Origin of the sequence: Bifidobacterium choloepi (assembly GCF_010667615.1) — a bacterium.
Classification (GTDB): Bacteria; Actinomycetota; Actinomycetes; order Actinomycetales; family Bifidobacteriaceae; genus Bifidobacterium; species Bifidobacterium choloepi.
This window is the reverse complement of sequence record NZ_VYSG01000001.1, coordinates 93,223-119,141: the sequence shown is the minus strand read 5'-3', so window position 1 is coordinate 119,141 and position 25,919 is coordinate 93,223. Positions and strand designations below refer to the sequence as shown.

Annotated in this window: 22 protein-coding genes and 1 pseudogene; 14 read left to right on the top strand and 9 right to left on the bottom strand. The window is 63.1% G+C overall.

All coding sequences use genetic code 11. From position 1 onward, the window contains the following. Window positions 1-15 precede the first annotated feature (15 nt). From uvrC to F6S87_RS00540, 8 genes and pseudogenes are all read left to right on the top strand, one after another. Window positions 16-2,463: an excinuclease ABC subunit UvrC gene (uvrC, locus tag F6S87_RS00575; RefSeq protein WP_163226746.1), complete on the top strand. Its 2,448-nt coding sequence runs from the start codon at window positions 16-18 to the stop codon at window positions 2,461-2,463. A 133-nt stretch (window positions 2,464-2,596) separates the two neighbouring features. Then, a complete protein-coding gene (locus F6S87_RS00570) occupies window positions 2,597-3,613 on the top strand; it encodes a shikimate dehydrogenase (protein ID WP_231129292.1) in 1,017 nt (338 codons plus the stop codon). 104 nt (window positions 3,614-3,717) lie between these two features. Continuing rightward, complete coding sequence (gene rapZ / locus F6S87_RS00565; RefSeq protein WP_163227506.1) at window positions 3,718-4,644, top strand: RNase adapter RapZ; 927 nt, start codon at window positions 3,718-3,720, stop codon at window positions 4,642-4,644. A gap of 256 nt (window positions 4,645-4,900) precedes the next feature. After that, a pseudogene (gene whiA, locus F6S87_RS00560) lies at window positions 4,901-5,833 on the top strand (DNA-binding protein WhiA); the annotation flags it as partial. Between the two features lie 377 nt (window positions 5,834-6,210). Further along, window positions 6,211-7,416, top strand: coding sequence for a phosphoglycerate kinase (locus F6S87_RS00555; RefSeq protein ID WP_163226744.1), 1,206 nt, complete (start codon window positions 6,211-6,213; stop codon window positions 7,414-7,416). 153 nt (window positions 7,417-7,569) lie between these two features. Further along, window positions 7,570-8,385, top strand: a complete 816-nt coding sequence (tpiA, locus tag F6S87_RS00550; protein WP_163226743.1) for a triose-phosphate isomerase — start codon at window positions 7,570-7,572, stop codon at window positions 8,383-8,385. A 119-nt stretch (window positions 8,386-8,504) separates the two neighbouring features. Continuing rightward, window positions 8,505-8,753 (top strand): preprotein translocase subunit SecG, encoded by a 249-nt coding sequence (gene secG, locus F6S87_RS00545; protein ID WP_163227505.1) that lies wholly within the window; start codon window positions 8,505-8,507, stop codon window positions 8,751-8,753. A gap of 274 nt (window positions 8,754-9,027) precedes the next feature. Continuing rightward, window positions 9,028-9,684, top strand: a complete 657-nt coding sequence (locus tag F6S87_RS00540) for a hypothetical protein (RefSeq protein ID WP_163226742.1) — start codon at window positions 9,028-9,030, stop codon at window positions 9,682-9,684. Window positions 9,685-9,707: 23 nt separating this feature from the next. Here F6S87_RS00540 and F6S87_RS00535 read toward each other — a convergent pair whose 3' ends face one another. After that, window positions 9,708-9,911: a hypothetical protein gene (locus tag F6S87_RS00535; protein ID WP_163226741.1), complete on the bottom strand. Its 204-nt coding sequence runs from the start codon at window positions 9,909-9,911 to the stop codon at window positions 9,708-9,710. Between the two features lie 217 nt (window positions 9,912-10,128). Between F6S87_RS00535 and F6S87_RS00530 the strand changes: the two genes are divergently transcribed. After that, window positions 10,129-10,272: a hypothetical protein gene (locus tag F6S87_RS00530; protein ID WP_163226740.1), complete on the top strand. Its 144-nt coding sequence runs from the start codon at window positions 10,129-10,131 to the stop codon at window positions 10,270-10,272. Window positions 10,273-10,309: 37 nt separating this feature from the next. Here F6S87_RS00530 and F6S87_RS00525 read toward each other — a convergent pair whose 3' ends face one another. After that, entirely contained in the window at window positions 10,310-11,623 is a 1,314-nt protein-coding gene (locus F6S87_RS00525; RefSeq protein WP_163226739.1) for a hypothetical protein, read from the bottom strand. A 263-nt stretch (window positions 11,624-11,886) separates the two neighbouring features. Here F6S87_RS00525 and F6S87_RS00520 point away from each other — a divergent pair, with 263 nt between their 5' ends. The 3 genes from F6S87_RS00520 (at window position 11,887) to F6S87_RS00510 (ending at window position 15,325) form a co-directional block, all read left to right on the top strand. After that, entirely contained in the window at window positions 11,887-12,735 is an 849-nt protein-coding gene (locus F6S87_RS00520; protein WP_163226738.1) for an HAD family hydrolase, read from the top strand. 317 nt (window positions 12,736-13,052) lie between these two features. After that, on the top strand, window positions 13,053-14,750 hold the full coding sequence (locus F6S87_RS00515) for an aminotransferase class I/II-fold pyridoxal phosphate-dependent enzyme (RefSeq protein WP_163226737.1): 1,698 nt from the start codon (window positions 13,053-13,055) through the stop codon (window positions 14,748-14,750). 170 nt (window positions 14,751-14,920) lie between these two features. After that, window positions 14,921-15,325: a fluoride efflux transporter FluC gene (locus F6S87_RS00510; protein ID WP_163226736.1), complete on the top strand. Its 405-nt coding sequence runs from the start codon at window positions 14,921-14,923 to the stop codon at window positions 15,323-15,325. A gap of 17 nt (window positions 15,326-15,342) precedes the next feature. Here the strand turns inward: F6S87_RS00510 and F6S87_RS00505 are convergent, their stop codons facing one another. Then, on the bottom strand, window positions 15,343-15,510 hold the full coding sequence (locus tag F6S87_RS00505) for a hypothetical protein (protein WP_163226735.1): 168 nt from the start codon (window positions 15,508-15,510) through the stop codon (window positions 15,343-15,345). A 268-nt stretch (window positions 15,511-15,778) separates the two neighbouring features. On the opposite strand from F6S87_RS00505, the gene F6S87_RS00500 reads away from it, so the two are divergent. Further along, window positions 15,779-16,639, top strand: a complete 861-nt coding sequence (locus F6S87_RS00500; protein WP_163226734.1) for an aldo/keto reductase — start codon at window positions 15,779-15,781, stop codon at window positions 16,637-16,639. A gap of 659 nt (window positions 16,640-17,298) precedes the next feature. Here the strand turns inward: F6S87_RS00500 and F6S87_RS00495 are convergent. From F6S87_RS00495 to F6S87_RS00470, 6 genes are all read right to left on the bottom strand, one after another. Then, window positions 17,299-18,015, bottom strand: a complete 717-nt coding sequence (locus tag F6S87_RS00495) for an HAD hydrolase-like protein (protein ID WP_163226733.1) — start codon at window positions 18,013-18,015, stop codon at window positions 17,299-17,301. Window positions 18,016-18,218: 203 nt separating this feature from the next. Continuing rightward, a complete protein-coding gene (locus F6S87_RS00490) occupies window positions 18,219-18,566 on the bottom strand; it encodes an RNA polymerase-binding protein RbpA (RefSeq protein ID WP_163226732.1) in 348 nt (115 codons plus the stop codon). A gap of 109 nt (window positions 18,567-18,675) precedes the next feature. Then, complete coding sequence (locus tag F6S87_RS00485) at window positions 18,676-21,315, bottom strand: DEAD/DEAH box helicase (RefSeq protein WP_163226731.1); 2,640 nt, start codon at window positions 21,313-21,315, stop codon at window positions 18,676-18,678. 92 nt (window positions 21,316-21,407) lie between these two features. Beyond that, window positions 21,408-21,728: a hypothetical protein gene (locus F6S87_RS00480; RefSeq protein WP_163226730.1), complete on the bottom strand. Its 321-nt coding sequence runs from the start codon at window positions 21,726-21,728 to the stop codon at window positions 21,408-21,410. 24 nt (window positions 21,729-21,752) lie between these two features. Further along, window positions 21,753-23,690, bottom strand: a complete 1,938-nt coding sequence (locus F6S87_RS00475; RefSeq protein WP_163226729.1) for a helix-turn-helix transcriptional regulator — start codon at window positions 23,688-23,690, stop codon at window positions 21,753-21,755. A gap of 308 nt (window positions 23,691-23,998) precedes the next feature. Then, window positions 23,999-25,447: a UTP--glucose-1-phosphate uridylyltransferase gene (locus F6S87_RS00470; protein WP_163226728.1), complete on the bottom strand. Its 1,449-nt coding sequence runs from the start codon at window positions 25,445-25,447 to the stop codon at window positions 23,999-24,001. Window positions 25,448-25,727: 280 nt separating this feature from the next. On the opposite strand from F6S87_RS00470, the gene F6S87_RS00465 reads away from it, so the two are divergent. Further along, window positions 25,728-25,913 carry a hypothetical protein gene (locus tag F6S87_RS00465; protein ID WP_163226727.1) on the top strand — a complete coding sequence of 62 codons (186 nt, stop codon included), beginning with the start codon at window positions 25,728-25,730 and terminating at the stop codon, window positions 25,911-25,913. The last annotated feature ends 6 nt before the right edge of the window (window positions 25,914-25,919 follow it).

The window sequence follows — 25,919 nt, the reverse complement described above, 5'->3', positions numbered from 1 at the left end:
GGAAAGGAGTGCCAGGTGGACATCTTCGAACGGCATGCGCCCGGAACATGGCGTAGGACCGCCGCGGCCCTCGCCGAGGACGTCGTCACCGACGTTCCCGAAGGGGGCGAGGGAAGCGGCGTCAACAGGAACGGCGCGCCGCTGCTCGGCGACAGCCGCGACCTGTTCCGTCCGAAGACGAGCGACATCCCCGCCGAGCCGGGCGTCTACAAGTGGCGCGACGGCGAGGGCCGCGTCATCTACGTCGGCAAGGCGAAGAACCTCAGGAACCGCCTGACGAACTACTTCCAGCCGCTATATCAATTGCATCCGCGCACGCAGACAATGGTACTGACGGCCCGCAGCCTCGAATGGACCGTCGTCGGCACCGAACTCGAGGCGCTGACGCTCGAATACACGTGGATCAAGGAGTTCGACCCGCGCTTCAACGTCGTCTTCCGCGACGACAAGACCTATCCGTACCTCGCGATCTCGGTCGGCGAGGAGATTCCGCGCGTCTGGATCACCCGCAATCGCAAGCGTCGCGACAGCCGCTATTACGGTCCCTACGCGAAGGTCTGGGATCTCAAGAAGTCGCTCGACAAGCTGCTGCGCACGTTCCCGGTGCGCACCTGTTCGCCCGGCGTCTTCAAGAAGGCGCAGCTGAGCGGCCGGCCATGCCTGCTCGCGTCGATAGGCAAGTGCTCCGCGCCGTGTGTCGGCCGGATCTCGGCGAAGGATCACCGGCGGCTGTGCGAGCAGCTCGTCGGCGTGCTGACCGGCCGCGTCGGCAAGGCGTACATCGCCCGGCTCACGAGGGAAATGAAGGAGGCGAGCGCCGAACTCGAGTTCGAGAAGGCCGCCCGCCTGCGCGACGACATCGAGATGTTCAGGAAGGTCAGTGAACAGAACGCCGTCGTCCTCGACCAGGACGTCGACGCCGACGTGTTCGGTCTCGAATCCGACGAGCTCGAGGCCTGCGTCCACGCGTTCTTCGTGCGCGACGGTTCCATACGCGGCGAGCGCAACTGGTCGGTCGAGCGCGTCGAGGACATCGACGACGGCGAACTGCTCGCCGACCTCATCGTCCAGGTGTATTCGGAGCTCGCCGGCGAGCGGATCGCCGCGGCCGCCGGCGACGATCCTGCCGTTGGCAGCGACAACAGCGCCGGCGACGTGCACGATTCTTCTGACAGCGCCGCGTCCCCGTCCTCTAGCGTCATCCATGAACGTCGCAACGCGATCGGCTCCACGCAGCGGATGACGGCGGCCGACGCCGCCGACCGCGCCCGGGCCACGCGCACGCGCAACGAACGGCTCGAACAGACCGGCCGCGCGGACCTGCTCGCGCCGATCTCGCCGGTGCCTCGCGAGGTGCTCGTGCCGGTCGAGCCGGCGCGCCGCGAGGAGCTCGAGACGTGGCTGGGCAGCCTGCGCGGCGGCAAGGTCTCGATCCGCGTGCCCGAGCGCGGCGCGAAGAAGCAGTTGCAGGAGCGTGCCTGGGAGAACGCCAGGCAGGCGCTGCAGCGCAGCAAGATGAGCCGTATCTCGGACATTGGCGCCCGCACCGACGCGATGAACGAGGTCGCCGACGCGCTCGGTCTCGACCAGGCGCCGCTGCGCATCGAATGCTACGACATTTCCAACACGATCGGCGGCGCGTTCCAGGTCGCGTCGATGGTCGTCTTCGAGGACGCCGTCGCGAAGAAGTCCGAATACCGCCGCTTCGCCATCCGCGGCGACGACGGCAACGGCGCCCTCGACGACCTGAGCGCGCTGTACGAGACGCTGACACGGCGGTTCCGCCACGGCAACATCGCCGGCGACCAGGGCGAGAGCATCGAGTCGGAGCGCCTCGCCGCGAAGGCGGCCGCCAGGACCGGCGCCGACGGCAACGACGTGACCGGCAATGACGACATTGGCGGTGCAAACGTTGTCACCAATGATGTCGCCCGGGACGACGACGCCATATCCGGTACCGGAAGCGCCGCCTCCGCGGAAATCGTCCAGCAGAACACCGATCGCCGGCACTTCGCGTACAAGCCGAACCTCGTCGTCGTCGACGGCGGCAAGCCGCAGGTCATGGCCGCGGCGAAGGCGCTGGCCGACTGCGGCGTCGACGACGTCGCGGTGTGCGGACTGGCGAAGAAGCTCGAGGAAGTGTGGGTGCCGGACGACGACTATCCGATCATCCTCAAGCGCAGTTCGGAAGGCATGTACCTGCTGCAGCGCGTGCGCGACGAATCGCACCGGTTCGCGATCACCTACCACCGCCAGACGCGCCGCAAGGGTGCGCTGCGCTCCGCGCTGGACGACATTCCGGGCATCGGGCCGTCCTATCAGAAGAAGCTGCTCGCCCATTTCGGCTCGGTGCGCGCCATGCGCGAGGCGACGCCGGAACAGCTGCAGGAGGTGAAGGGCATCGGCAAGGCCAAGGCCGAGTCCATCTACAATTCCCTCCACGCCGGCGATCACAAAGAATAAGGTCCGTCAACGAGTCCTCGCGTTCATGCTGGGCAGCGGCGTTGGTAGTGTCGGGTCGGGGGAGTACGCGACATTGCGGAAACAATGCGCCGGTACAACGGGAACGACGAATCCGAACGGCGGAAAGGACGGCATGACGATGGTCGATGACAGGCGGGAACAGGGTCGCAGGGCGGCGGTGCTGGGACATCCGATCGCCCATTCGCTTTCGCCGGTCCTGCACAACGCCGCCTACCGTGCACTGGGCCTGGATGACTGGACATACGGCCGCGACGACGTCGACGAGAATGGCCTCGCGGGCTTCCTCGCGTCGCTCGATCCGCAGTGGGCCGGACTGAGCCTGACGATGCCGCTCAAGAAGACCATCCAGCCATATGGCGAGCCTGCCAGCCGCTGGGCGAAGGAGCTCGGCGTTGCCAACACCGTCGTCTTCGACTGGAACGGCACGTCGCCGGCCGGCAGCGACCTGCCGGCAATGAAGCTGTACAACACCGACGTCTACGGCATCGCCCGCGCGTTCGCCGAACACGGACTCGACCATGCCGAATCGGCCGTCATCCTCGGCAACGGCAACACGGCGACGTCCGCGCTGGCCGCGTTCGCGATGATGAACGGAATGGCCGGATCGGACGAATCGTTCGCAAACGTTTGCATCAAACGGCTCACCGTCGGCGCCCGCCACCCCGACCGCAACCCGGAGCTGGCCGCCCTGGCGAAGCGGCTCGGCTTCGACGGCTTCCGCGTCGTCACGCTCGACGACGTCGTCGATCCGCTGCTGGAAGCCGACGTCGTCGTCTCGACGATTCCCGGTACCGGCGCCGATTCCGTCGCCGACAGCCTCGTCGTCCGCCAGCTCGACCGTCTCGCCGGCGAGAACGCGAACGTCGAGATTTCCGGCACATTGCTCGATGTCGTCTACGATCCGCGGCCCACACGGCTGATGAAGGCGTGGGAACGGCTCGGCGGCCGCGCGATCGGCGGCCAGTGGATGCTGCTGTACCAGGCCGTCGCGCAGGTCGAGCTGATGACCGGCGACGATCCGGACTTCGACTGCGACCGGTGCGGTAAGGTAGACGGTGACGTCGCGCGGACGGCGCGGCAGGCCGCGCTGGAAGCGGCGATGACGACGGCATTGGAGGAGGCACTGTGACGATGGTCGACTACGACGACAACGACGGTCCGCTGACAGCGGATACGGCGACATTCCTGCCGATCGTGACCGACGGAACGGACGAGGGAAGCGAGACGATGCAGATGGCCGCGCTCAGGCCGACGACGGTGACCGAAACGTTCGCGAACGCGAGCGCCCCGGCCGAGGGCTTCGAGGTCATGCTGATCACCGGCATGTCCGGCGCCGGACGTTCCCACGCCGCCCACGCGCTCGAGGACATGGGCTGGTACGTCGTCGACAACATGCCGCCGAAGCTGCTCGTGCCGCTTGTCGACATGATGACGGCGTCGCAGTCCACCGTCCACCGGCTCGCCGCCGTCATCGACGTGCGTTCCCGCGCCTACTTCGCCGACCTGTCCGCGGTGCTGAGCCATCTCGAGGATCTCGGCGTGCGCACGCGCATCCTGTTCCTCGACGCCTCCGACGACGTGCTCATCAAGCGCTTCGAGTCGGTGCGCCGTCCGCATCCGCTGCAGCACGGCGGCCGCCTGATCGACGGCATCGCCGCCGAACGCGAACTGCTCGGCAACCTGAAGGAGCGCGCCGACATCGTCATCGACACGTCGAAGCTGTCGATCCACCAGCTGTCGACGAAGCTGTACACGGCGATGATGGGATCGACGCAGGGCAGCGTCTCCGTGCACATCTTCAGCTTCGGTTTCAAGTACGGCCTGCCGATCGACGCCGACTTCGTCGCCGACGTGCGATTCCTGCCCAATCCGTTCTGGGTGCCGGAACTGCGCGAGATGACCGGACGCGACCGGCCGGTCGCCGACTACGTGCTCGCCAGCGACGGCGCCGGCGAATTCCTCGACGCCTACGAGAAGGCGATCGAGCTGGCCGTCCGCGGCTATGCGAAGGAGGACAAGCACTACGTGACAATCGCCGTCGGCTGCACCGGCGGGCAGCACCGTTCCGTCGCGATGAGCGAGGCCCTCGCCGAACGCCTGCGCCGTCACGGACTGTCGGTGACCGTTTCAGCTCGTGAGCTGGATAGGCAGGATAAGTGACGTTGCTGTAGGCTGAGAGGATCCAGTCAGCCGACCGGCGGCGCAGCCCGTCGACGATGTCCGAAAACAGCGTCCGTCGGGCCCGAATACTGGGCGGCACGCTGGACGATGTCCGAGTTATTGGGTATTACAGAGAGTCGGTGCCGTGCGCGACACGCCGTGGCACGGCGACACTCGAGTAATGACACAAGACACGGAAAGACGCGATCGGACAATCATGCCCGGTCGACGCATGAAAGCAACTGCGGGAGGTTCTTTGGCACTTCTGGATGATGTCAAGAGGGAGCTGTCCGGAATCACCGGGGAGATGCCGGCTGCCAGGCAGGCACAGGCGACGGCGATGATCCGCTTTGGCGGTGGGCTGAAACTCATTCAGCGACAGATCGTCGTCCAGGCGGTATTCGATTCCTACGAGGCGGCCCAGTGGCTCCAGTCCGCCATCAAGACGCTGTATGGCCACGACGCGGCCATGAACGAGATCGAGCGTCCGACGCCGTCCGGCGGCGTCATCAAGCGCTACGTCGTGCATGTGGAGCGCGGCGGCGCCGCGCTGGCGCTGCAGACTGGCCTGCTCGACCGGCGCAAGCACGTCGTCCTCGGCCTGCCGCAGGACATCGTCAGCGGCAACATCGCCCAGGTCAAGGCCGCATGGCGCGGCGCGTTCCTGGCGCACGGCAGCCTGTCCGACCCGGGCAAGGCCAGCTACTTGGAAATCGTCTGTCCGACGCGCGAGGCCGCCGTCTCGCTGACGCAGGCCGCCCGCCGACTCGGCATCAGCGCCAAGCCGCGCCAGCTGCGCAGCTCCGAGCGCGTGACGCTCAAGGATCCGGACGCCATCGAACGCATGCTGCTGCTGATGGGCGCCCCGAACGCGGCCCGCGAATGGACCGGCAAGCGTTCCGACGGCGAGGCCCGCGGCAAGGCCAACCGTCTCGCGAACTTCGACGACGCGAACATGCGCCGCTCCGCCAAGGCCGCCGCCGAGGCCGGCAAGAAGGTGCGCCACGCCTTCGAGGTGCTCGGCGACGAGATTCCGGAGAACCTGCGCGCCGCCGGCCAGCTGCGCCTCGACCATCCGGACGCCAGCCTCGAGCAGCTCGGCCGCCTCGCCGACCCGCCGATCACGAAGGACGCCGTCGCCGGCCGCATCCGCCGCCTGCTGCAGCTCGCCGACAAGACCGAGCGCGCCAACGGCGCCCACGCCGCCACGTCACCGGCCACCGAGGCGCCGACCGAACCGGTCTCCGAAGCCGACATTCCCGACATCCTGCCGGAAAAGCCGCTGCCGCAGCTGGACAACATGGACCGCGCCGACGGCGAAACGCCGGCCCTGCGCTAGGACCTCGCGCCGGGCACGCCGCAATCTGTTACGGAACACCGCTTCGTTCTCGGGCGAATGCGGTGTTCCGTGCTTTTCGGGCTGTATAGTCCAGTGCTGTAAGGTAGGTACTGTGTGCCGTGCATTGCATGGCAATTGCGCTGCACAGCCGAAATTTCCACACACCGCCCCGCCACGGCGCATGTCCGGCATGGACCGCGGCCCGGGCTTTGGAAAGGAACAACTACATGAAGACACTCAAGGATCTGGGAGATCTCAAGGGCAAGCGCGTGCTTGTCCGCGCCGATTTCAACGTCCCGCTGGACGGCACCGTCATCACGGACGATGGCCGCATCAAGGCCGCCCTGCCGACGATCGAGGAGCTGCGCAAGGACGGCGCCAAGGTCATCCTGATGGCCCACCTCGGCCGTCCGAAGGGCAAGGTCGTCCCGGAGCTGTCGCTCGCGCCGGTCGCCAAGCGCCTGTCCGAGCTGCTCGGCACCGACGTCGTGCTCGCCGAGGACACCTACGGTCCGGACGCCCAGGCCAAGGTCGCCGCGATGAACGACGGCGACGTGGTCCTGCTGCAGAACGTCCGCTTCAACCCGGAAGAGACCAGCAAGGACGAGGCCGAGCGTGCCGAGTACGCGAAGAAGATCGCCGCCCTCGGCGACGTCTTCGTCTCCGACGGCTTCGGCGTCGTGCACCGCGCCCAGGGCTCCAACTACGACGTGGCCAAGGACCTGCCGGCCGCAGCCGGCCTGCTCGTCGAGAAGGAAGTCACCGCGCTGTCGAAGGCGACCGAGAACCCGGAGCGCCCGCTGACCGTCGTGCTCGGCGGCTCGAAGGTCTCCGACAAGCTCGGCGTCATCGAGAACCTGCTGACCAAGGCCGACCGCCTCGTCATCGGCGGCGGCATGGTCTTCACGTTCCTGAAGGCCCAGGGCTACGAGGTCGGCACGTCGCTGCTCGAGGAAGACCAGATCGACAAGGTCAAGGGCTACATCGAGACGGCCAAGGCCAACAACGTCGAGCTCGTGCTGCCGGTCGACATCGTCGTCAACAAGGGCTTCCCGGCGGGCGACACTCCGATCGATCCGCAGGTCGTGCCGGCGGACCAGATTCCGTCCGACATGATGGGCCTTGACATCGGTCCGAAGTCCTGCGACCTGTTCCACGACAAGATCGTCGATTCGAAGACGGTTGTCTGGAACGGCCCGATGGGCGTGTTCGAGATTCCGCAGTTCGCCGAGGGCACCCGCGCGGTCGCCCAGGCGCTCGTCGACGCGACGAAGGCCGGCGCCTTCACGATCGTCGGCGGCGGCGATTCGGCCTCCGCTGTCCGCAACCTCGGTTTCCCGGAGGACGGCTTCTCGCACATCTCCACCGGTGGCGGCGCCTCGCTCGAGTTCCTCGAGGGCAAGGCCCTGCCGGGCCTGACGGTGCTCGAGTAAGCAGCCGTCGGCTAGCCGGCGTTCGTGCCGGCAGCGGCTTGACGTGAACGATTCTTCCCGACGGAGGAATCGTTCACGATCCTGCCGAAATCATTGCCGGCGACGTGCCCCGAGGCATGTCGCCGGCGCATTCGTTGAAGGGGAGTGGCATCCATGGCGCAGCCAAACCGGCGGATTCCGATGGTCGCGGGCAACTGGAAGATGAATTTCGACCATATCGAGGCAACGGCGTTCGTGCAGAAGTTCGCCTGGAATCTCAAGGACTGCCACTTCGACTACAGGAAGTGCGAAGTCGCGCTGTTTCCATCCTTTACGTCGCTGCGTAGCGTGCAGGTGCTCGTCCAGGCCGACCGGCTCAAGATCAACTACGGCGCGCAGAGCGTGTCCGTGACGTCGCAGGGCGCGTTCACCGGCGACGTCTCCGCCGACATGATCGCCGCGCTGGGCTGCAAGTATGTCATCGTCGGCCACTCCGAACGCCGCAAGTACCATCCGGAAGACGACGCCAACATTGTCGACCAGGTCCGCGCCGTGCTGGCGGACGGCATGCAGCCGATCCTGTGCGTCGGCGAAAGCTACGAGGAGCGCCGCCAGGGCATCGAGCTCGACTTCGCCGTCGGTCAGGTCCATGACGTCACGAGGGACTTGTCCGACGAGGAGGCGGCGAGGATGATCGTCGCCTACGAACCGGTCTGGGCGATCGGCACCGGCATGGTCGCCACGCCGCAGTCCGCCCAGGACGCCGCCCATGCCATCCGCGACGACCTGACCGCGACATTCGGTCCCGAGGTGGGGGAGAAGGTGCGTATCCTCTACGGCGGCTCGGTCACGTCGAAGAACGCCGTCGAGCTCATCGGCGAACCGGACGTCGACGGCTTCCTGATCGGCGGTGCCGCCCTCGACGTCAACGAGCTCACCCGCATCTGCCGCGAGACCCTGGCGACCACCGCGCAGATGGCGAGAGCATGAAAATACCGTTGATCTGAACAGATTTTTGTCGCTTCTTTACAAGAATGGCCGGAATTTCTACCAACCATGCGCTATTGTTGGAGCAGACATTTCAAACTGGAGGTTCCCCTGTGAGCGCTATTGGTGTAGTTAAACTCATTCTCGAGATCGTGCTCGTCGTCCTCAGCCTGCTGCTCACGCTGCTGATCCTGATGCACAAGGGCAAGGGCGGTGGCCTGTCCGACATGTTCGGCGGCGGCCTGACCCAGAACGCGGGCTCCTCGGGCGTGGCCGAGAAGAACCTGAACCGCTGGACGGTGATCATCGCCCTCATCTGGGTCGCCATCATCATCACCCTCGGCCTGTTCGCCAAGTTCAATCTCTCCTGAGCACACAACCAACGCCGACAAAGAACCCGGGATCATGGAAGATCCCGGGTTCTTGCGTTTCATCGCGCCCATTTTCCGGTGTCACGGGGTCCGTGCTCCTTGACTCGGGCTTGTGACATCGGCAGTTTGACGCCGGTTCGCGAGTCGATGCCGATGTTGACACCGTCGACGATGGTCGTGGACAATGGAACGCATAGGTGACCGAACCGGTGAGACATGATGGTTTCGGTCCGGGTTACCGTCAACGACGACGGCATGACAAAGCGGGGGAGCCATGGGCCAGACTGCCATCGATTATGCGCTGCCGACTGCGGGCAGCCCAGGCCGGACCATCGCGATCGCGATCGAGACGACCGGCGACGATCCCTTCACGAACACGATCCGCCGGCTCGGCGTCGTCAACGGCGCCGCCCGGACCATCGTCGGGTCGCTGGCGATGCCGACCACCGAGGATCTCGGCACGCTGCGCTCCGCCGTCGAGCATGCCGGAGAGATCATCGTGTTCGACGCCGCCTTCGTGTTGCCGTTCCTTGGCCGCGTTGGCATTGCCGTGCCGCGCGACCGTGTCCGGGACGTCATGACCGAATACGTCGACGCGAATAGTTCCGTGGAATATGCGGACCTGTCCGCCATCGCGCGGGACCACCATCTGACGTTCAATCCGGCAGACGCGCTCCAGTGCGCGGCAGCCGCGTTGATTCTCCATCTGATGCACGCCGGCGACGTCGTCATGCCCGACGGTTGCACAATGCGCATCGACGACATGATTGTCGACGGCAATCCCGCGTCGGGCAAGGTGATCGGCACCATTCCGGGTTCTCCGGAGACAATCGTTGAAGTGCCGCGGGAATCGTGGGCCGACCGGCACAGTTTCATGCTCACGCTGCTCGGCTGGCTCGGCATCTGGCGTCTCTGGCAGGGAGGTCGCTAACTTCCGGGGAGAACAGGGAGTAGTCAGTCCAGATCGTCACGCATGCGGGCGGCTTCGCCGGAGAGACCATGCAGCATGGAGGAGAAATCATGCTTGACATCGTCCACCGACGTGTGATCCAGCTTGTCCTCGACGGCATCGAGAACAGCTTCGGGGGCGCCGGATTCCGGTTCGTCGTCGTCATCGTTGACGTGGCCGCGACTGGTTGATGCGGAAGAATCGTTCATGATGGTGCTCCTTGCCGTTGACGTCATTCTAGACAGTGGGCGTCATTCCCGGCGAGCGGAATTCTCCGACAGTTCAACGGACCGGGAGGAGAGCATGGAACCTGCTTGCTCCGGCGCAGACGTCGGACGTCGTGAAAGTCCGGTCATCATCTGCCAGTTTTCACCCCTCCGGGGGTACTCTGTCCAGTGAGAGAAACTCGCATCTGAGGAGACTGTCTTGGGAATGTTGATTGCCGTCGTTTTCGGCACTGTTGTCGCTCCTGTCGCGCTGTACGGCGTCATCCGGTTTGCGCTGAAATTCCTGGCCGGCGAGTGGGAGCCGCGTTCGAGGCGCACCGGGGCAGAGGACGTCGCCGACTAGTCTGCATGTCATTCCTCCCGCCCCCCCCCGGCGAAGATTACCGGACAGACTTGTCGCTCTTCGTCGTGTAGTTCGGGATGTGCGTGCCAATGTTGCCGATGATCAGCCGCCGGCGCTCGTAGTCCCAGGCGTAGTTGATCCTCAGGGACGACTCGTCGTTCTTCGTGCCGGTCTTCAAGTGCGGGGTAATGTCGAACTCGCGTCCGTCGACACGGATGCGACGCTTGCGGACGAGTTCCGGATCGCGGTTGGTCAGTCGGCCCTCACAGAGCGTCACTTCGAATCCGGACTTCCTACCGGGATGGTCGAGGAACAACTGTTCGATGTTGCCGACCGGTTCGCCTGCCGTCGTCGACATGTAGATTTCGTGGAGCGGCTCGCACATCATCAACAGGCCGCGCCACAGTGTCTTCGGATTGGTACGGCAGTCGCGGATGCTGTCCCAGCCACGGTCGGCAATGAACATCCGGTCGCGGTACACCTCGCCGAAGAACTCGACGATCTGCCGATCGACTTCGCCATAGCCGCCATTCTTCTTCGCGATGAGGAAGTCGGGCAGCTTGCCGCAGGCAAACTCGCGCAGCACAGCACGCCTGGCTTCGTCCATACACCCCATGTCACGCTGGCCGAGCGCCCGACGCAGCCGCTTGTTTTCGTCGCGCAGCGACATCACGCATTCGTTCAGTTCCCGGTTGCGTTCCTGCAGCACCGTTTGCTGCGCGTCATGTTCATCGTTGAGCTGCTGACTCGCCTGGAAATCGGCGGTCATCTGGGCGAGGTGCTCGGCGAGCTGTCCCATCGTCTCGAGCATCGACTCGCGTTCCAGCCGTCGCGCGTCTCGTTCGTCGCCACTCGCCGCGGAGACCGAATCGTTCGAATGACTTATCCTCCGGAAAGCAGATGAATCGTTCGACGGCCGACGGTGACGTCCATGACCGGCTACCGGAACAGTTTCCTGCGACAATTCGGATAATTCGAACGATTCAACCGATTCAGACAATGCTGACTGTTCGACCGCCTCGACGATGAGTTCAATGATCGGATCGGTAATGCCGCAATGGCGTCCGTAATACCCGACGTCCTGGCGCAACCGGCGCACTTCCGCCGGCGTGAACATGGCGAACGGCACCTCGAGATTCCAAACGGCGACGGTGCCGTCCGGCGGTGGCGGCCCATCGAACATGGCGCGTCGCACGCGGCGGTCCTCGGCGGCCGACGACGGCGCAATGATGTCGAGGCGATCCCGGACACGATGCTTGAGATCGACAATGTTGACGACAGGACGGGCACGGCGAACATCCCAGCCGACATAGAACGTCGGACGGACACCAATATGGTCGATGGAATCCAAAGACCTCCTCCTTTCCCCGAACCGTTCCCAACGGTCCTGCGACTGGCAGGCCACATGCTGCCGACGACGAAGACGGAAAAAATGAATCAACTTCGCTGTTGAGGTTCCAAGTCTACTGGAGAACAGGAGGGGAGAGGTGAATATCTCGGAGAAGCTGCTTCGTCCGACGATAATCTAGGCTTTTTCCTACGATGACAGGTATGGCCGGTTGCCGCCGGCTGGTGTTCCATTCATCGTTGCCGATTCGTCCGGAGGATACCGTCATGACCGTTGTTCCCGATTCGCCGCTGGTCTTCGCCGATCTCGACGGGACATTGCTCCATGACGCCGAAGTGTTCGAGGACAGGTTCCTGTCGAACAAGTCCATCGAGGCCGTGGACCGGCTGCACGACAAGAAGGTGCCGTTTGTCGTCGCGACGGCGCGACCGGTCAGCACCGGTCTCGAGTTCGCGCGCAAGCTGCGCGCCGACGCCGTCATCTACCTGAACGGCGCGTTGATCGACTGGGATCCAGCCCATTCGACGTTCGAGACGCTGACCGGACAGAAGAAGCCGACTAGCGACCTGGGGGAGCGGGCGATGACGGTCATCGGTTTCTCGTCGAAGCGAGCATGCGAGCTGTGTCTCGACCTGCTGTCCGCCGTTCCGGACCTCCATCTGGCCATCGTCATGAGCGACGTGCGCTACGCCAACTTCAACATCGGCAAGATCTGGGCGACGCAGACGTGGACGCCGACCGACTTCCGCGACGTGCCCGCCGGAACCGCCGACAAGGTCATCGCTTTCCCGACGCCGGAGCAGGCCAGGCAGCTCGCCGGCCTGATTCCGTCGGACTTCGACGTCCATATTTCCGAGGGCTGGATGTGGATGATCATGAATCCGCTGGCGAACAAGGAACATGCCACCGAGCTCATCGCCGACCGCTGGAACGTCGACATCGCCAACGCCGTCTCGTTTGGCGACGATCTCATCGATATCAACATGATGAAGCTGACCGGCACCGGTGTGGCCGTCGCTAACGCCAATCCGGAAGTCCTGAAGATCGCCGACGACATCTGCCCGGCCAACGACGAGGACGGTGTCGCCACGTGGCTGAGCGAGAACATGCTCTGACGCTGATTCCGCGCAACGACTTGGCCGGGAGAATCGTTCCCTGCCAACTTGTTTCTAGCGTAAAATAGTTCAATTTAACACTGTAAAATAGTTCATTTTTTAATCCTGAACAATGCAGAGTGCAGAACTGATCGCTTTTTATTGTTTACACGGTGAATCATTATTCATTTACGGTATAAATTATCTCTCAGGCGCAGCATTGAACTTGCTGATTGAACACATGCGCGGCTTGTGTTAGGGTGAGGAAAGTTCAATTCTTCCGACGAACTGAACTCGCATGATTCATCCATGCGCACACCGCGATGGCAAGGAGCACAATGCCGGATTTTTCTGAACGATTGAACCGGGCCATGCACGACCGTGGTCTCAAGCAGGTCGACTTGCTGCAGCTCGCCGAAGCCGGGGGAGTCAAGCTCGGCAAGAGCCAGCTGTCCCAATATCTCAACGGCAAGTTCGAGCCGCGACGCGCAATGGTGCATGACCTCGAACTGCTGCTGGGCGTCTCGCTTGCCGAGCCGCAATCCGACGATGCCACGGTGGCTTCAGCAACAACGAGCGACGATTCGCATGACGCGCCATGCGGCGTGACCGAATCCGTCGACGACGAGTATCGAGTGCCGTTGCCCGACGGCGTCCAGACCGAAACGCGCGAGAATATTGAACACGAACTGGAAGAGTTCAATATTGAACTCCATGACGAAGTTGAACCAGACGAAACTGAACTCTCGTCTGAACCTGAACTTACTATCAAATCTGAACTTGAACCCGATTTCACCGAATTGACTGAGAAAGGTCCCGGCATGCGTACGTTCAGCAAGTCCCACAAGCTCGACAATGTTCTCTACGACGTCCGCGGACCCGTCGTGCAGCAGGCAGCCGAAATGGAACGGGCCGGCACCCACGTCCTCAAGCTCAATATCGGCAACCCGGCACCGTTCGGCTTCCGTACGCCGGACGAAATCGTCTACGACATGGCCCATGCGCTGCCGCACACCGAAGGCTACTCCGAGTCGAAGGGCCTGTTCTCGGCGCGCAAGGCGATCATGCAATATGCCCAGCTCAAGCACCTGCCGAACGTCACGATCGACGACATCTACACCGGCAACGGCGTCAGCGAGCTGATCAACCTGAGCATGTCGGCGCTGCTCGACAACGGCGACGAAGTACTGCTGCCGAGCCCCGACTATCCGCTGTGGACCGCGTGCGTGACACTGGCCGGCGGCCAGCCCGTCCACTATGTCTGCGACGAGCAGAGCGACTGGTATCCGGACGTCGAGGACATGCGCTCGAAGATCACCGACAAGACGAAGGCGATCGTCATCATCAATCCGAACAATCCGACCGGCGCGCTCTATCCGCGCGAAGTGCTCCAGCAGATTGTCGACCTGGCCCGCGAACACCAGCTGATGATCTTCTCCGACGAGATCTACGACCGCCTCGTCATGGATGGCCTCGAGCACGTCTCGATCGCGTCGATGGCGCCGGACCTGTTCTGCGTGACGTTCTCGGGGCTGTCCAAGTCGCACATGATCGCCGGCTACCGCATCGGATGGATGATCCTGTCCGGCAACAAGCGCATCGGTGCAGACTACATCGAGGGCCTCAACATGCTCACCAACATGCGCATCTGCTCGAACGTGCCGGCGCAGTCGATTGTCCAGACGGCGCTCGGCGGCCACCAGAGCGTCAACGACTACATCGTGCCCGGCGGTCGCATCTACGAGCAGCGCGAGTATGTCTACGAGGCGCTGAATTCGATCCCCGGCATCACGGCCGTCAAGCCGAAGGCCGCGTTCTACATCTTCCCGAAGATCGATGTCAAGCGCTTCCATATCACCGACGACGTGCAGTTCGCCCTCGACCTGCTCAACAACGAGAAGCTGCTCATCGTGCAGGGCAGCGGCTTCAACTGGCACCAGCCCGACCACTTCCGCGTCGTCTACCTGCCGCGCGTGGAGGTGCTGAAGGACGCCGTTGGCAAGCTGACGAACTTCTTCTCCTACTACCGCCAGTAAGTCCATCGTTCTCGTGCATCGAATCCGCCGTTCCGGCCGGTGCCGCCCGCGTGAAGATGCACCCCGAACGTCGGGTTTCCCGGCGCCGTGTTGTCCAATGCGGCTCGTGGAAGGAAGCCGCCGGCAATGGCTAGAGGCTCCGTCAAGGCGACTCGCTAGGTTGGGGCACCATGTGGCTCAACATTCTCGCGGTCGCCGGCGGAGCCTTCTGCGGCGGCATCCTGCACGACATCAGTTCAAACCATTTCAACCCGAAACGGCAAACGGGCTGGCGCATGCCCTACGGCACATTGCTCGTCAACCTGGCCGGATCCTTCGTGCTCGGCCTGATGCTCGGGTGGATGCAGGCCGGCGCCGTGCCGGTTGGCGTCAAGGGACTGCTCGTCACCGGTTTCTGCGGCGGCCTGACGACATTCTCGACATTCGCCGGCGACGCCTTCTCGTCGCTGCAGACGCAGCCGGCCGTCGCGATCCTGATCATGCTCGGCAACCTGCTGTTCGGCATGCTCGCGTTCGTCGTCGCCGTCAAGATTGTCCTGGGAAGGGAATTTGGAAGGCTGTACATAGGGGAGTAGTGCGAAGGCAGCTCACGCTATTTCCTCACGCCCGACGTGAACTGGGTCATCAGGCGCGCCAGTGCCGTCGTGTCCATGGCCTTTCTGCCGGCATTGTCGTTCATCAGCCAGTGATGGATCATGCCGAAACAGCCGGTACTGGCATAGACGAACTTGAACTGCGTTTCCTGATCGGCGGATGACATCCTGCCGCCCGTCCAACCCCCTGTATTACACGGCGACTACACAAGGCACGGCCAAGCCGGAAGCCAAGGGCAGCAAGCCGTCCGATAACCCGGGGGAGGACACCGCAACGGTCTAGGTATTCCGGGGCCGCCGCGATTCCCTTCATCACCGAAGGCAAATTGCCTCCGCAAAAGCATGCATGGTCCATGCCCAAGCCGACTACAATGCCAAAGTACATGGCGCCGCAACACGAGTACGACGCGAACCAAGGCAGAAAGCAGGTTGGGTATGGACTATACGACATTGGCCAATGGCGTGAAAATGCCGATGCTGGGCTACGGCGTCTATCAGATTCCGCCGGAAGAGACCACGAGGTGCGTCCTCGACGCGCTGGAAGTCGGTTATCGCTCCATTGACACCGCACAGGCGTATTTCAACGAGGCCGAGGTCGGCAAGGCAATCGAGGAAAGCAAGGTCGACCGCGGCGACATCTTCCTGACGACGAAGGTCTGGATCAACAATGCCGGCTACGACAAGGCGAGGGAATCGATCCTCAAGTCGATGGACAAGCTCAGGACCGACTACCTCGACCTGTGCCTGATCCACCAGCCGTTCTCCGACTACTACGGCACCTGGCACGCGATGGAGGACCTGTACGGGGAAGGCCGCATCCGCGCGATTGGCGTGTCCAACTTCGAACCGGACCGGCTCGTCGACATGTGCGGATTCAACCGGATCAAGCCAATGGTCAACCAGGTCGAGATCAATCCGCTGTGTCAGCAGACCGAAGCCGTTAAGTGGATGGAGAAGTACGGCGTGCAGCCGGAAGCATGGGCGCCGTTCGGCGAAGGCCAGGACGGCCTGTTTACGAATCCGGAGCTCGCCGAAATCGGCCGCGAATACGGCAAGACGCCGGCGCAGGTGATGTTGCGCTGGGAAATCCAGCGCGGAATCGTCACTATTCCGAAGTCGACGCACATCGAGCGGATGGCCGAAAACTTCAACGTCTTCGACTTCAAGCTCAGTGATGGCGACATGGGCCGTATCGCCTCGATGAACCTCGACAAGAGCCTGTTCCTCGATCACGAGGATCCGCGTTCCGTGGAGACGTTCATCCAGCTGACGACCGAGCAGAAGGACCTGTTCTAGGTTTCCGCAGGCGACGCGGATGGATGGTGGGGGAGTGTGACTCCCCCTGTCCATCCATCCGCGTTCTGTATTTCCGGCAACTTGTCACAGTAATTTCCCGACGAAGGGAAACATTTTTCGTCGATGATCGACAATTTCCGCAATCTGACCATTAATTTCAGAGCCAGACTTTTATTTATTTCCATGATATTTTACAAGAGATAATTGATTGGGTATAATTTAAAATAATTTATTTCGAGAATTTTATTTTGGAAGAGAATATAGCAGAAGACTATTTCTTTTTCTCTCGTGTTTATTTTTATTGTCCAAGTCGTCAGTGAATTACAAGTCGGTAAAGAAATATAGAGAGAGTTCCTGAGTAATAATTGCAGGCATATTGAGTTCGTCAGAAACGATTCTGCTGGACGGGACCATATTCGGAAGCGAATCATCGGCCAGTTGTCGACGACGTTTCGTTTGTCGACACGAGAGCAGCGGGAAGCGCGGATGGATCACCGGTCGCGAAGCGGAAAGGAATCGTCCGGAGGGGAGCTGTCCGGATATCTAATCTGACATAACGTACATTATCGGATAATGTTGTGCACAAGAAAACCGGAACGATTGTCGCCGACTTCATGTCAGCTTCATCGCCCCGGTTGATTCGTTGCAGTTAATTCGTTTCAGTTGTCGAAGTATTCCTCGACGGCTCCGGACAGTTCGTCGACATGGTCGATGACGCGATAGCAACCGTGCGCTTTCAGTTCGCCGGGCTCGGCATAGCCCCAGCCGCAGCCCAGGCAGTCGAGGCCGCATTCCTTTGCACCGTCGGCGTCGGTCCAGCGGTCGCCGACCATCAGTGCCCGGTCGCCGGCCTGTTCGTCGAAACCGATGTGTTCGAACGCGTATTCGATGACCTGGCCCTTCTCGATGCGCGAGAAATCACGCGAAGCACCGTAGATGCCATCGACCATCTTGTCGATGCCGAAATGTTCGCAGACCGGGATGGCCTGGAATTCCGGCTTGCAGGTGGCGACGGCGAGGTAATAGCCGGCGGCGCGCAGCTTCGCGAGCTGTTCGGGAATGCCCGGATACACGGTGTTGTACAGGCACCCCGGCACTTTCTGGCCCGGATGGTTCGGATCGTCGAAATAGTCTTCCTCGCCGTAGTAATGACGGTAGACGCGGACCGCCTCCTCGAGCTTGTCACCGGTCAGGTGGTTGCGCTTGAGCGATTCGCGAATGGACGGGCCGATGAACCGATGGAGTTCGGCGTCGTCGGGCACCGGTTCGCCGACGGCCTGAAACGCCTTGATGACACAGGCGATGATGCCCGGATCGGATTTCGTCAACGTTCCGTCGAGATCGAGCAGGACGACTTTCTGCGGATGCTGGGCCATGGATGCCTCTCCCCTATACCTTGTCTTTGTCTTTCGTCAAACTACTTCCGCCGGATCCGCCGTGTCCGGTATCCGTCCGGAAGGAACCGTCACCCACTATAGCTCGAGGGGGTTGCCGGCTCGGCCGAACAAGACAATCCCGCGACGGAATCGCTTCCGTCGCGGGATTGTCGTCATGGTCTATCGTCTGGATTGCGCGGTCGTCACTCGTAATCGGGGAACCAGCCGTCGCGGTGCATCTGCAGGCGCTTTTCCAGCAGTTCGGACAGTTCCTGTTCGGTACGGCGTTCGAGCAGCATGTCCCAGTGGGTACGGGTCGGCTTCGTGATTTCGTCGGCCTCGGTCGCGTCGGCGTCTTCCTGGTGCGCGACGGCGCCGCAGCGGCATTCCCACTCGGCCGGCGGTTCGGCTCCCTCCGCAAACGGCAGGATGGTGCGGTGACCCTTCGGGCAGACGTATGCCACCTCGACTCGCGCCGCGAAGTCGACGTTGTCGTCGGACTCCAGTGACTTCGCACCGATGCTCATGCCGCGCAGACTGCGTTCAGCCATTCTTCCTCCTCGAGTTTCCTAACGCTACAAACTTACTGAACAGTTCGGACGTGCAGGTTATTCCGGAGTGCTGCTCCCCCGGACCGCCGCCGGCGCGTCGGTGGAACCGTCAGTCGACTCCGGAGTAGGCGACGATGCCGCGGTTGACGCGGTCGAATGCCTCGCGGGCCGCGTCGGCCAGGCGGTCGCCGTCCGGTCCGAGGTAGTCGCGGGCGACCGAGATCTGCTGGAGCATGTCGGCGAGGCGCTTGGCGTTGCGGACGAAGTCGCCGCCGGTCAGTTCGCTGTCGTCGAGGACGTCGGCCAGCGAGTCGCCGTCAGTCCATTCGTAGATGATGTCGAGAATGCCGAAGTCGAGGTCCGGAATGTCCTCGATGTCCATGCCGGCTTCTTCGCAGCGGTACGAAACTCGCACATCGACGGCCTCGAGCTCGATGGCCGCCGTCGCCGCGTTGCCGTCCGGGCCGCCCGGATAGTAGCGTGGCTCGCTGCTGGCGCCGCGACGGGCTTCGTAGATCAGCGACGACAGGACGCCGGCGAGTTCGGCCGAATTGAGATTCTCGAACACGCCGCCGGTGATGGCCTCGGCGAGCGTCAAGTCGCGTTCGGAGTACAGGCGCCGCAGCAACTGTCCCTTTTCGGTCAGCGTGTAGTCGAGTGCGCCGCTGCGCGACGTCGTGCGTTCGAGATAGCCGAGCGTCTCGAGGATGCCGCAGATGCGGTCGAACTGGCGTGCGACGGAACCGGTGCGCGTCTCGTAGCGGTTTTCCATGCGTTCGAGCTCGCGCGTTTCGCGCGCCCAGCGATGGCCCCACTTGAGGTGCTGCTGCAGGTCCGGGCAGGCGTGGCACGGATGGTCGGCTTCCCGTTCCTTGAGTTCGGCGATGCGACGGTCGAGGTCGTGGTAAGCGGCCTTGCGCTCCTTGTCGTTGGCGAATGGCGTGTGCTTGAGACGGCGCCGCTCGTTCTTCTGCAGGTCGGACAGCTGCATGCGGATGCGCATCAGGCCGGCGAAGTCGCCTTCGTCGCAGCGCATGGCGTCCTCGTAGCCGGCGATCGACTTTTTCAGCGCCTCGATGTTGGCTTCCAGCTTCCAGGCGGATTCGTTCGCCTCCCATTGGGCAAACGAATGGTCGAGCGTCGTGCGCGCCGTTTCGTAGTCGCTCGAGTTGAGCAGGTTGACGGCCATGTTGAACGTCGGCTTGAAGCTCGAGTGCAGCGGATAGACGCGCTTGCTGGACAGCGCGGCCGCCGTCGCCGGCTTGAAGTCGCGATGGTCGACGACGATGGCGTTGCCGATCGTGTCGATGCCGCGGCGTCCGGCACGGCCGGTCAGCTGCGTGAACTCGCCGGGCGTCAGCTGGACGATGCCGGTGCCGTCGTACTTGTTGAGTTTCTCGACGACGACGGAGCGGGCGGGCATGTTGATGCCGAGGGCCAGCGTCTCGGTGGCGAAGACGACCTTGACCAGGCCCTCCTCGAACAGGCGCTCGACGATCTGGCGGAACAACGCGATCATGCCGGCGTGGTGGGCGGCGAAGCCTTCCTCGAGGGCGTAGCGGAACTTCGCGAATTCCAGCGTCTTCAGGTCCTCGCGGGTCAGCTGGCCCTGGATCATCTCGTCGACGATCTGGCGGATGCGCGCCACTTCCTCGTCGGTGGTCAGTTCGAGTCCGGCGTTGAGGCACTGCTCGACGGCCTCGTCGCAACCGTTGCGGGAGAAGATGAAGTAAATGGCCGGCAGCATGTGCAGGAAGTCGAGTTCGTCAACGACGGCCCAGCGCTTCGGCATGTAGCGCGAATCGTTGCGACGCCGGTCGCGACCGCGGCCCGCTCCCCCGCCGCCGCGGCGTCCGCGTCCGCGGCGCGCCGACTTGTCGTGTTCGTCGGCACCGCGACGTTGCTCGGCCGCCTGGTCGAGCTGGTCGAGACGGTTGACGAGGGCGCCGTTGATCTTCGTCGTCTGGTCGCCTTCTCCGTCGCGCCGATACAGGTCGAACAGTTCGGGTTCGGTACGGGCGTCCTGCTGGACCATGATGTACTGGTCGAGCGGCACCGGACGGTGTTCGGAGACGACGAGCTTCGTCTCGCCGCGCACCGACGTGATCCACTTCGCGAAGTCCTCGACGTTCGACACCGTCGCGGACAGTCCGACGATCCTGACGGACTTCGGCAGGTGGATGATGACTTCCTCCCACACCGGTCCGCGGAACTTGTCGGCGAGGTAGTGGACTTCGTCGAGGACGACGTAGCGCAACGCCTGCAGCGTCGTCGACTGTTCGTAGAGCATGTTGCGCAGGACTTCCGTCGTCATCACGATGATGTCCGCCTCGGAATTGATCGACGTGTCGCCGGTGAGCAGGCCGACCTTGTCCGGACCGTACACGGCGACGAGATCGTGGTATTTCTGGTTGCTCAGCGCCTTGATCGGCGTCGTGTAGAACGCCTTGGCGTTCTGCTGTTGGGCGAGGAAGACGGCGAAGTCGGCGACGACGGTCTTGCCGGCGCCGGTGGGTGCGGCGACGAGCACGTTCTGGCCGTCCTCGAGCGCCTCGTTGGCTTCCATCTGGAAGTCGTCGAGTTCGAACGGCATCTTGTCGGCGAACTTGCCGGCGATCGACGCGCGCCGGCGCCTGACGTCCTGGAACGTCCGGTAGCGTTCGGCCGGGCTCGGCTCGCGTTCTTCCCGCTCCTCGGGCTCGACGTCGCCGTTGCGGTTCGACTTGCTGTGATGACGGTGCTTGGCCATGGATGATCGACCTCGGAATTCGTTAATTGGTTCGGACAGCATTCGGCGGAGGAATCGTGCCTGCCTGCAACGATTCCTCCGCCGTCATGATGTTAGTCGTTGAAATGCAGCCACCGCTGCCAGGTGGCCATGTGGCGCTCGCGGCGCGCCTGGCGCTGTTCGATGATCTCGGCGTGGGCGTCGCTATACCGTTCGGTGGCGACCGACAGCGGCTGCGTGAAGATCGGCGCCTCCGGTGCCGTTGCCACGGCGTCCGGATCCACGCCCATCTGCGAGACCCGGTCCGACACCTTGCCGCCGACGGCGGAGAGCTTGTGCATGGCGCCGAGCGCATGCCTGACGACGTAGACGACGCCGATGACCAGCATGACGATCAGGAACGCGACCAGTATCCACCAAATCCAACCCGGCATGGTTGCCACCTCCTGTGATTCGTCCTAGTGACGCTGGCGCTCGGTTTCCCTGTCCCCCACGCTCAGTTCGCGCTGGGCGCGCGCCACTATCATTGTACGGAGCGTTTCGGGCGCGACGGCCAGAATATGCCGAGCGTGAGCAATGCAGAACGCCACGAACCACGAATCCGACTGGACGGTGACGTGCACCTTGACGCCGTCGCCGCACGGTTCGACCGAGGCGTCGGTCAGCGTGCGGATGAACTTGAGGTGCGGCTGGTCGGTGATGAAGATGGCCGGCGTGCCGTTGTCGACGCTCCACTTGCGCAGGTCGGAGACCGGCACGTCCGGGATCGCGATGTCGCCGGTCGGGTCGACGATCTCGGCGTGCTCGATGCGCGAGATGCGCAGGATCTGCCAGATGCGCGGCTTGCCGGTCGCCTTGTTGATCGTCTCGTCCTTGGCGACGAGCAGCTTCTTGTTGTCCGGGACGACGTCCTCGACGTCGGTCCAGACGGCCGCGTAGTAGAGGCCCTCGTCGGCGTAGATCTTGCCCGGCGCGACGATGCGGCGATGCATGCGGCCGGAACCGTCGGTGTATTCCATGTCGAGCAGCTTCTTGTTGTCGATGGCCGACTTGACCGTCGAGAAGGCGTGCGGCTCGACTTCGTAGCCCGTCAGGCTCACCCAGGGCGTGGCGCCCGGCGCGACGTGCGACCTGAGCCGTTCGTGCAGGTCGCGTGCCTGGTCACGCTGTTCGGGCGGCAGCAGGCGCGAATGCGCCAGGTAGTTGACCGAGGCGGTGAGCATGCTCATGTACTGCGGCGAGATGCCGGCGAGGCGCTCGAGGCCGAGCGAGTTCGTCGCCGAGACGATGCCCTCGGCGTCGAGCAGCGACCAGTCGATGTCGAAGAACTGGGAACCGGCCATTTCACCGTCGTCGGAGACGGTCGTCAGCGTGTTGATGTCCTTGTGGATCGTCGTGACGAATTTCTTGAGCTCGTCCTCGTTCTTCGGCTTGCCGATGAAGCGGACGGCGAGTTCCTGCAGCGAGTATTCCTCGCCGAGATGGGCGGACAGGAACAGCATCAGGCGCAGGCGCCGGTCGACTTCGCTGCCGGTCTGGAAGGCGCCCTTCTTGCCGTGGGCCTTGGCGCTGTCCTCCTCGTCTTCCTCGTCGTCGCCGGTGGCCGAGCTGATCGCCTCCGGGCTGACGGCGCTGGCCGACGAGGACAGTTCGGCCGACGTGTCGGCAAGCTGGAACTCGGTGGCCGCGACGAGACGGCGACGGTAGGCGTCGATCGCCTCCTGCGGGCTGACGATGACGGCGCCGGGATGCTCGAGGACGAACATCGCCAGGTCGTCGGAATCGCTATAGGCGACGTTGATGTGCTCGCCGTCGACGTCGATCGTCGCGGCGAAGCGGCGCGAATCGACCTCGCGCACGAGGTTTTCCGGAATATGCTGCGTGCCCAGGCCCGGCGCGATCGAGTCGAGGCCGAGGCCCGGCATCGGCGTCTGCGGCACGCGCGGCGCCGTGCGCGAGGCGTGCTGTTGCTGCTGGCTCTGGTCGGGCGCCGACGAGATCGACATTGAGCGGGCCAGGTAGTTCGCGGCGGCGAGGACCGGCATGTCCTCGGGCATGAAGCGCAGGCGGATGCGCGGCTCGTCGCCGAGCTGGAGCCGGTAGGAGGCGAAGTCCTGGCCCTCGGACTTCGACGAGTATTCGGGCTGGCGGGACTCGATGGCGATGCCCATCGCCGCGAGCTTGGCGCGGTCGCGCTGGAATTGCTTGGCGAAGGCCGCCTTGGCGGCCTGGTCGGCGAGTTCGCCGTAGGAATCGGCATACGCCTTCACGCGTTGCGCGATTTGACGGGAGGTGAGCCATTGGGGGAAAGCGGACGACAACACTGCGAGAACGTCCAGTTCGTGCTTGCCCCACTTGTCCGAGAAGCGGCGCCTTCCATTACTGCCTTCAGCCATCAAGTCCTACCGTATCGTTAAGGTTTGTTGTAAGTGTGCACGGATTGCGACTGCGTCCGCGCCTGATTATCTATGATAGAGCTTTTTTTCGGCGTCCTCGTCAGAATCGCCAAAATTTCTTGTGCTATTTTGTGTTTTCGGTCGTGTCATCGCCGTTTTTGCGCATTCAGCCGGCAGCCAACAGTCCACCCCCGATGCACATGCTTCCCGTCGCGAGTCTCCGTACCGCCGCACGCATGCATGACCGTGGCCGGCCGTCTTCGACACGGCCGGCCACGGAAATCATGACGCGGAATCGACGCCGGTCGTCACTTGCCGACGATGTTGTGGAACGTCCATTCGTCGGGTTCGACGCCCTGCGGACCGACATACTCGCCGTTCGGCACGTAGTTGGGCCGTCCCGAATCGGACAGCACGGCATCGCCGTAGAAGCTGACGTTGCGGCCGAACGTCCAGTCGCCCTCGATCGTCACCGAGTTGGCGGCGGCCAGCGACGGCACCGAGTACGGGAACCGTTCGTCGAAGTCGTGGATGTTCTTGTAGTAGCGCGGATCGAGCTTGACGTCAGGGAACAGGTAGTTGCCGTCCTCCATCTCGTAGGAGTCGGTCAGGTGGAACCGGTCGGAACGCATGATGAACAGGTCGTCGGTCGTCTTGACCGGCAGGAAGCGCATGCGGTCGACCTCCACGCAGATCGCGCCGTCGAACAGGCCGACGGCGGCGCCCATTGCCGTCTCGAGCTGGATGACCTTCGTCGAGTCCGGATTGGTCGGATCGACGGTCTTCGCGTTGCGGATGACCGGCAGCGGCAGCACGCCGTCGTACTTCTCGAGCAATTCCCTGAGCGCGTCGATGCGCACCCAGATGCTGTTCGTGTTGAAATACGGATGCTTGTGGATGTCCATCGCGTCGGCCTTGTCATCGGGATGGACCTGCGTCATCTCGCGCAGCATCAGGCGTCCGGTGCGCTTGTCGCGCACGATGTGGCCGCCCTTGCGGTCGGCCGGCGTGCGGCGCGCCACCTCGATCATGATCGGGGCGCCGGTGTTCTCGAAATGCTGGGCCAGCGTGCGCGACGGACGCGCGCCGAGATTGTCCGAATTCGAAATGAACAGGTACTGGAATCCGCGTCGCTCGAGGATGTCCAGCAAGCCGGACTCCCAGATCGTCGCGTACAGGTCGCCGTGGCCCGGCGGGCACCATTCGAGGCTGGGATCGGCCGGATAGTCGACGGGCAGCCCGCTGTCCGCCTCGATCTTCGGCTCCTGGTGCTGGATGATCTCGGTCGGCACGCCTTCCTGATGGAAGTACGGATTGTGGTCGACGACCTTCATCGTGTCCTTCGACGTGCGGAACGAATTCATCAGCGTCAGCGGCAGCTCGATGCCGAGCCGCGTCCTCGCCGTGACGACCTGGCCGAGGATGATGTCGATGAAGCGCATCGGCTTGGCCTTGTGACGGCGCACCGCCAGCAACGACTTCGCGCAGTCGAGGCCCATCGACGTGCCGAGGCCGCCATTGAGCTTCAGGAACGCCGTCTTCGCGAACGCGTCGATCGCCTTGTCGTGGTTGATCGTCTCGTAGACATCGTGGAAGCTGGGTATGCGGACCAGCGGATCCACGTCCTCCTCGCGGATCCAGCTCGTGTCGTCGCCGTTGCTCCACACATTGTAGAGACGTTCGAACTGCGAGATCGCCGTGCTGCTCATGCCGTGCTCACGCATCTTCTGCGCGGAGTGCTCAAACACGTCTGCCATGTCCGGGGTACCCTTTCCAAGTCGTGTAACGGTGTCCAGTGTAGCGGCGTTTTCCGGATACCGCACCTTTTTCGTGATTTTTCAGAGAAATGCGGACTATTTTTCCATCTTTTTTCTCTTCAATTCAATCGTTATTTTCATGCGGCGTTCCGGCGACGACCGTCGTCGATGACATTGTCCGCGACGCCGGACATTCCAACGATAGCGGGCATTATCGCAACCGAACATCGGAAAGGTATGCATTTGAGCCCTCGGCATAACGCGACTAGAATGAACCGCCATGAAGAACGTCAAGAAAAAGTGGTTCATTGTCGTCGCCGTCGTGCTGGTCGTCATCGCGCTCGCCCTCAAGATTGCGGGCTTCTCGCCATGGGTATGCGCACCTCTTATCCTGGTTGCCGCCATCGTGGGGGTCATCGGCATCTTCCGGGAAGAGCCGGAGGAAAAGGAACAGCCCGGCATGTGACATGGT

Bases quoted from the DNA above. Each gene is read 5' to 3' on its own strand.
- F6S87_RS00570 (WP_231129292.1), top strand. From the start codon at position 2,597: ATGACGATGGTCGATGACAGGCGGGAACAGGGTCGCAGGGCGGCGGTG.
- rapZ (WP_163227506.1), top strand. From the start codon at position 3,718: ATGGCCGCGCTCAGGCCGACGACGGTGACCGAAACGTTCGCGAACGCG.
- F6S87_RS00555 (WP_163226744.1), top strand. From the start codon at position 6,211: ATGAAGACACTCAAGGATCTGGGAGATCTCAAGGGCAAGCGCGTGCTT.
- tpiA (WP_163226743.1), top strand. From the start codon at position 7,570: ATGGCGCAGCCAAACCGGCGGATTCCGATGGTCGCGGGCAACTGGAAG.
- F6S87_RS00540 (WP_163226742.1), top strand. From the start codon at position 9,028: ATGGGCCAGACTGCCATCGATTATGCGCTGCCGACTGCGGGCAGCCCA.
- F6S87_RS00535 (WP_163226741.1), bottom strand. From the start codon at position 9,911: ATGAACGATTCTTCCGCATCAACCAGTCGCGGCCACGTCAACGATGAC.
- F6S87_RS00520 (WP_163226738.1), top strand. From the start codon at position 11,887: ATGACCGTTGTTCCCGATTCGCCGCTGGTCTTCGCCGATCTCGACGGG.
- F6S87_RS00515 (WP_163226737.1), top strand. From the start codon at position 13,053: ATGCCGGATTTTTCTGAACGATTGAACCGGGCCATGCACGACCGTGGT.
- F6S87_RS00510 (WP_163226736.1), top strand. From the start codon at position 14,921: ATGTGGCTCAACATTCTCGCGGTCGCCGGCGGAGCCTTCTGCGGCGGC.
- F6S87_RS00505 (WP_163226735.1), bottom strand. From the start codon at position 15,510: ATGTCATCCGCCGATCAGGAAACGCAGTTCAAGTTCGTCTATGCCAGT.
- F6S87_RS00500 (WP_163226734.1), top strand. From the start codon at position 15,779: ATGGACTATACGACATTGGCCAATGGCGTGAAAATGCCGATGCTGGGC.
- F6S87_RS00495 (WP_163226733.1), bottom strand. From the start codon at position 18,015: ATGGCCCAGCATCCGCAGAAAGTCGTCCTGCTCGATCTCGACGGAACG.
- F6S87_RS00490 (WP_163226732.1), bottom strand. From the start codon at position 18,566: ATGGCTGAACGCAGTCTGCGCGGCATGAGCATCGGTGCGAAGTCACTG.
- F6S87_RS00485 (WP_163226731.1), bottom strand. From the start codon at position 21,315: ATGGCCAAGCACCGTCATCACAGCAAGTCGAACCGCAACGGCGACGTC.
- F6S87_RS00480 (WP_163226730.1), bottom strand. From the start codon at position 21,728: ATGCCGGGTTGGATTTGGTGGATACTGGTCGCGTTCCTGATCGTCATG.
- F6S87_RS00475 (WP_163226729.1), bottom strand. From the start codon at position 23,690: ATGGCTGAAGGCAGTAATGGAAGGCGCCGCTTCTCGGACAAGTGGGGC.
- F6S87_RS00470 (WP_163226728.1), bottom strand. From the start codon at position 25,447: ATGGCAGACGTGTTTGAGCACTCCGCGCAGAAGATGCGTGAGCACGGC.
- F6S87_RS00465 (WP_163226727.1), top strand. From the start codon at position 25,728: ATGAAGAACGTCAAGAAAAAGTGGTTCATTGTCGTCGCCGTCGTGCTG.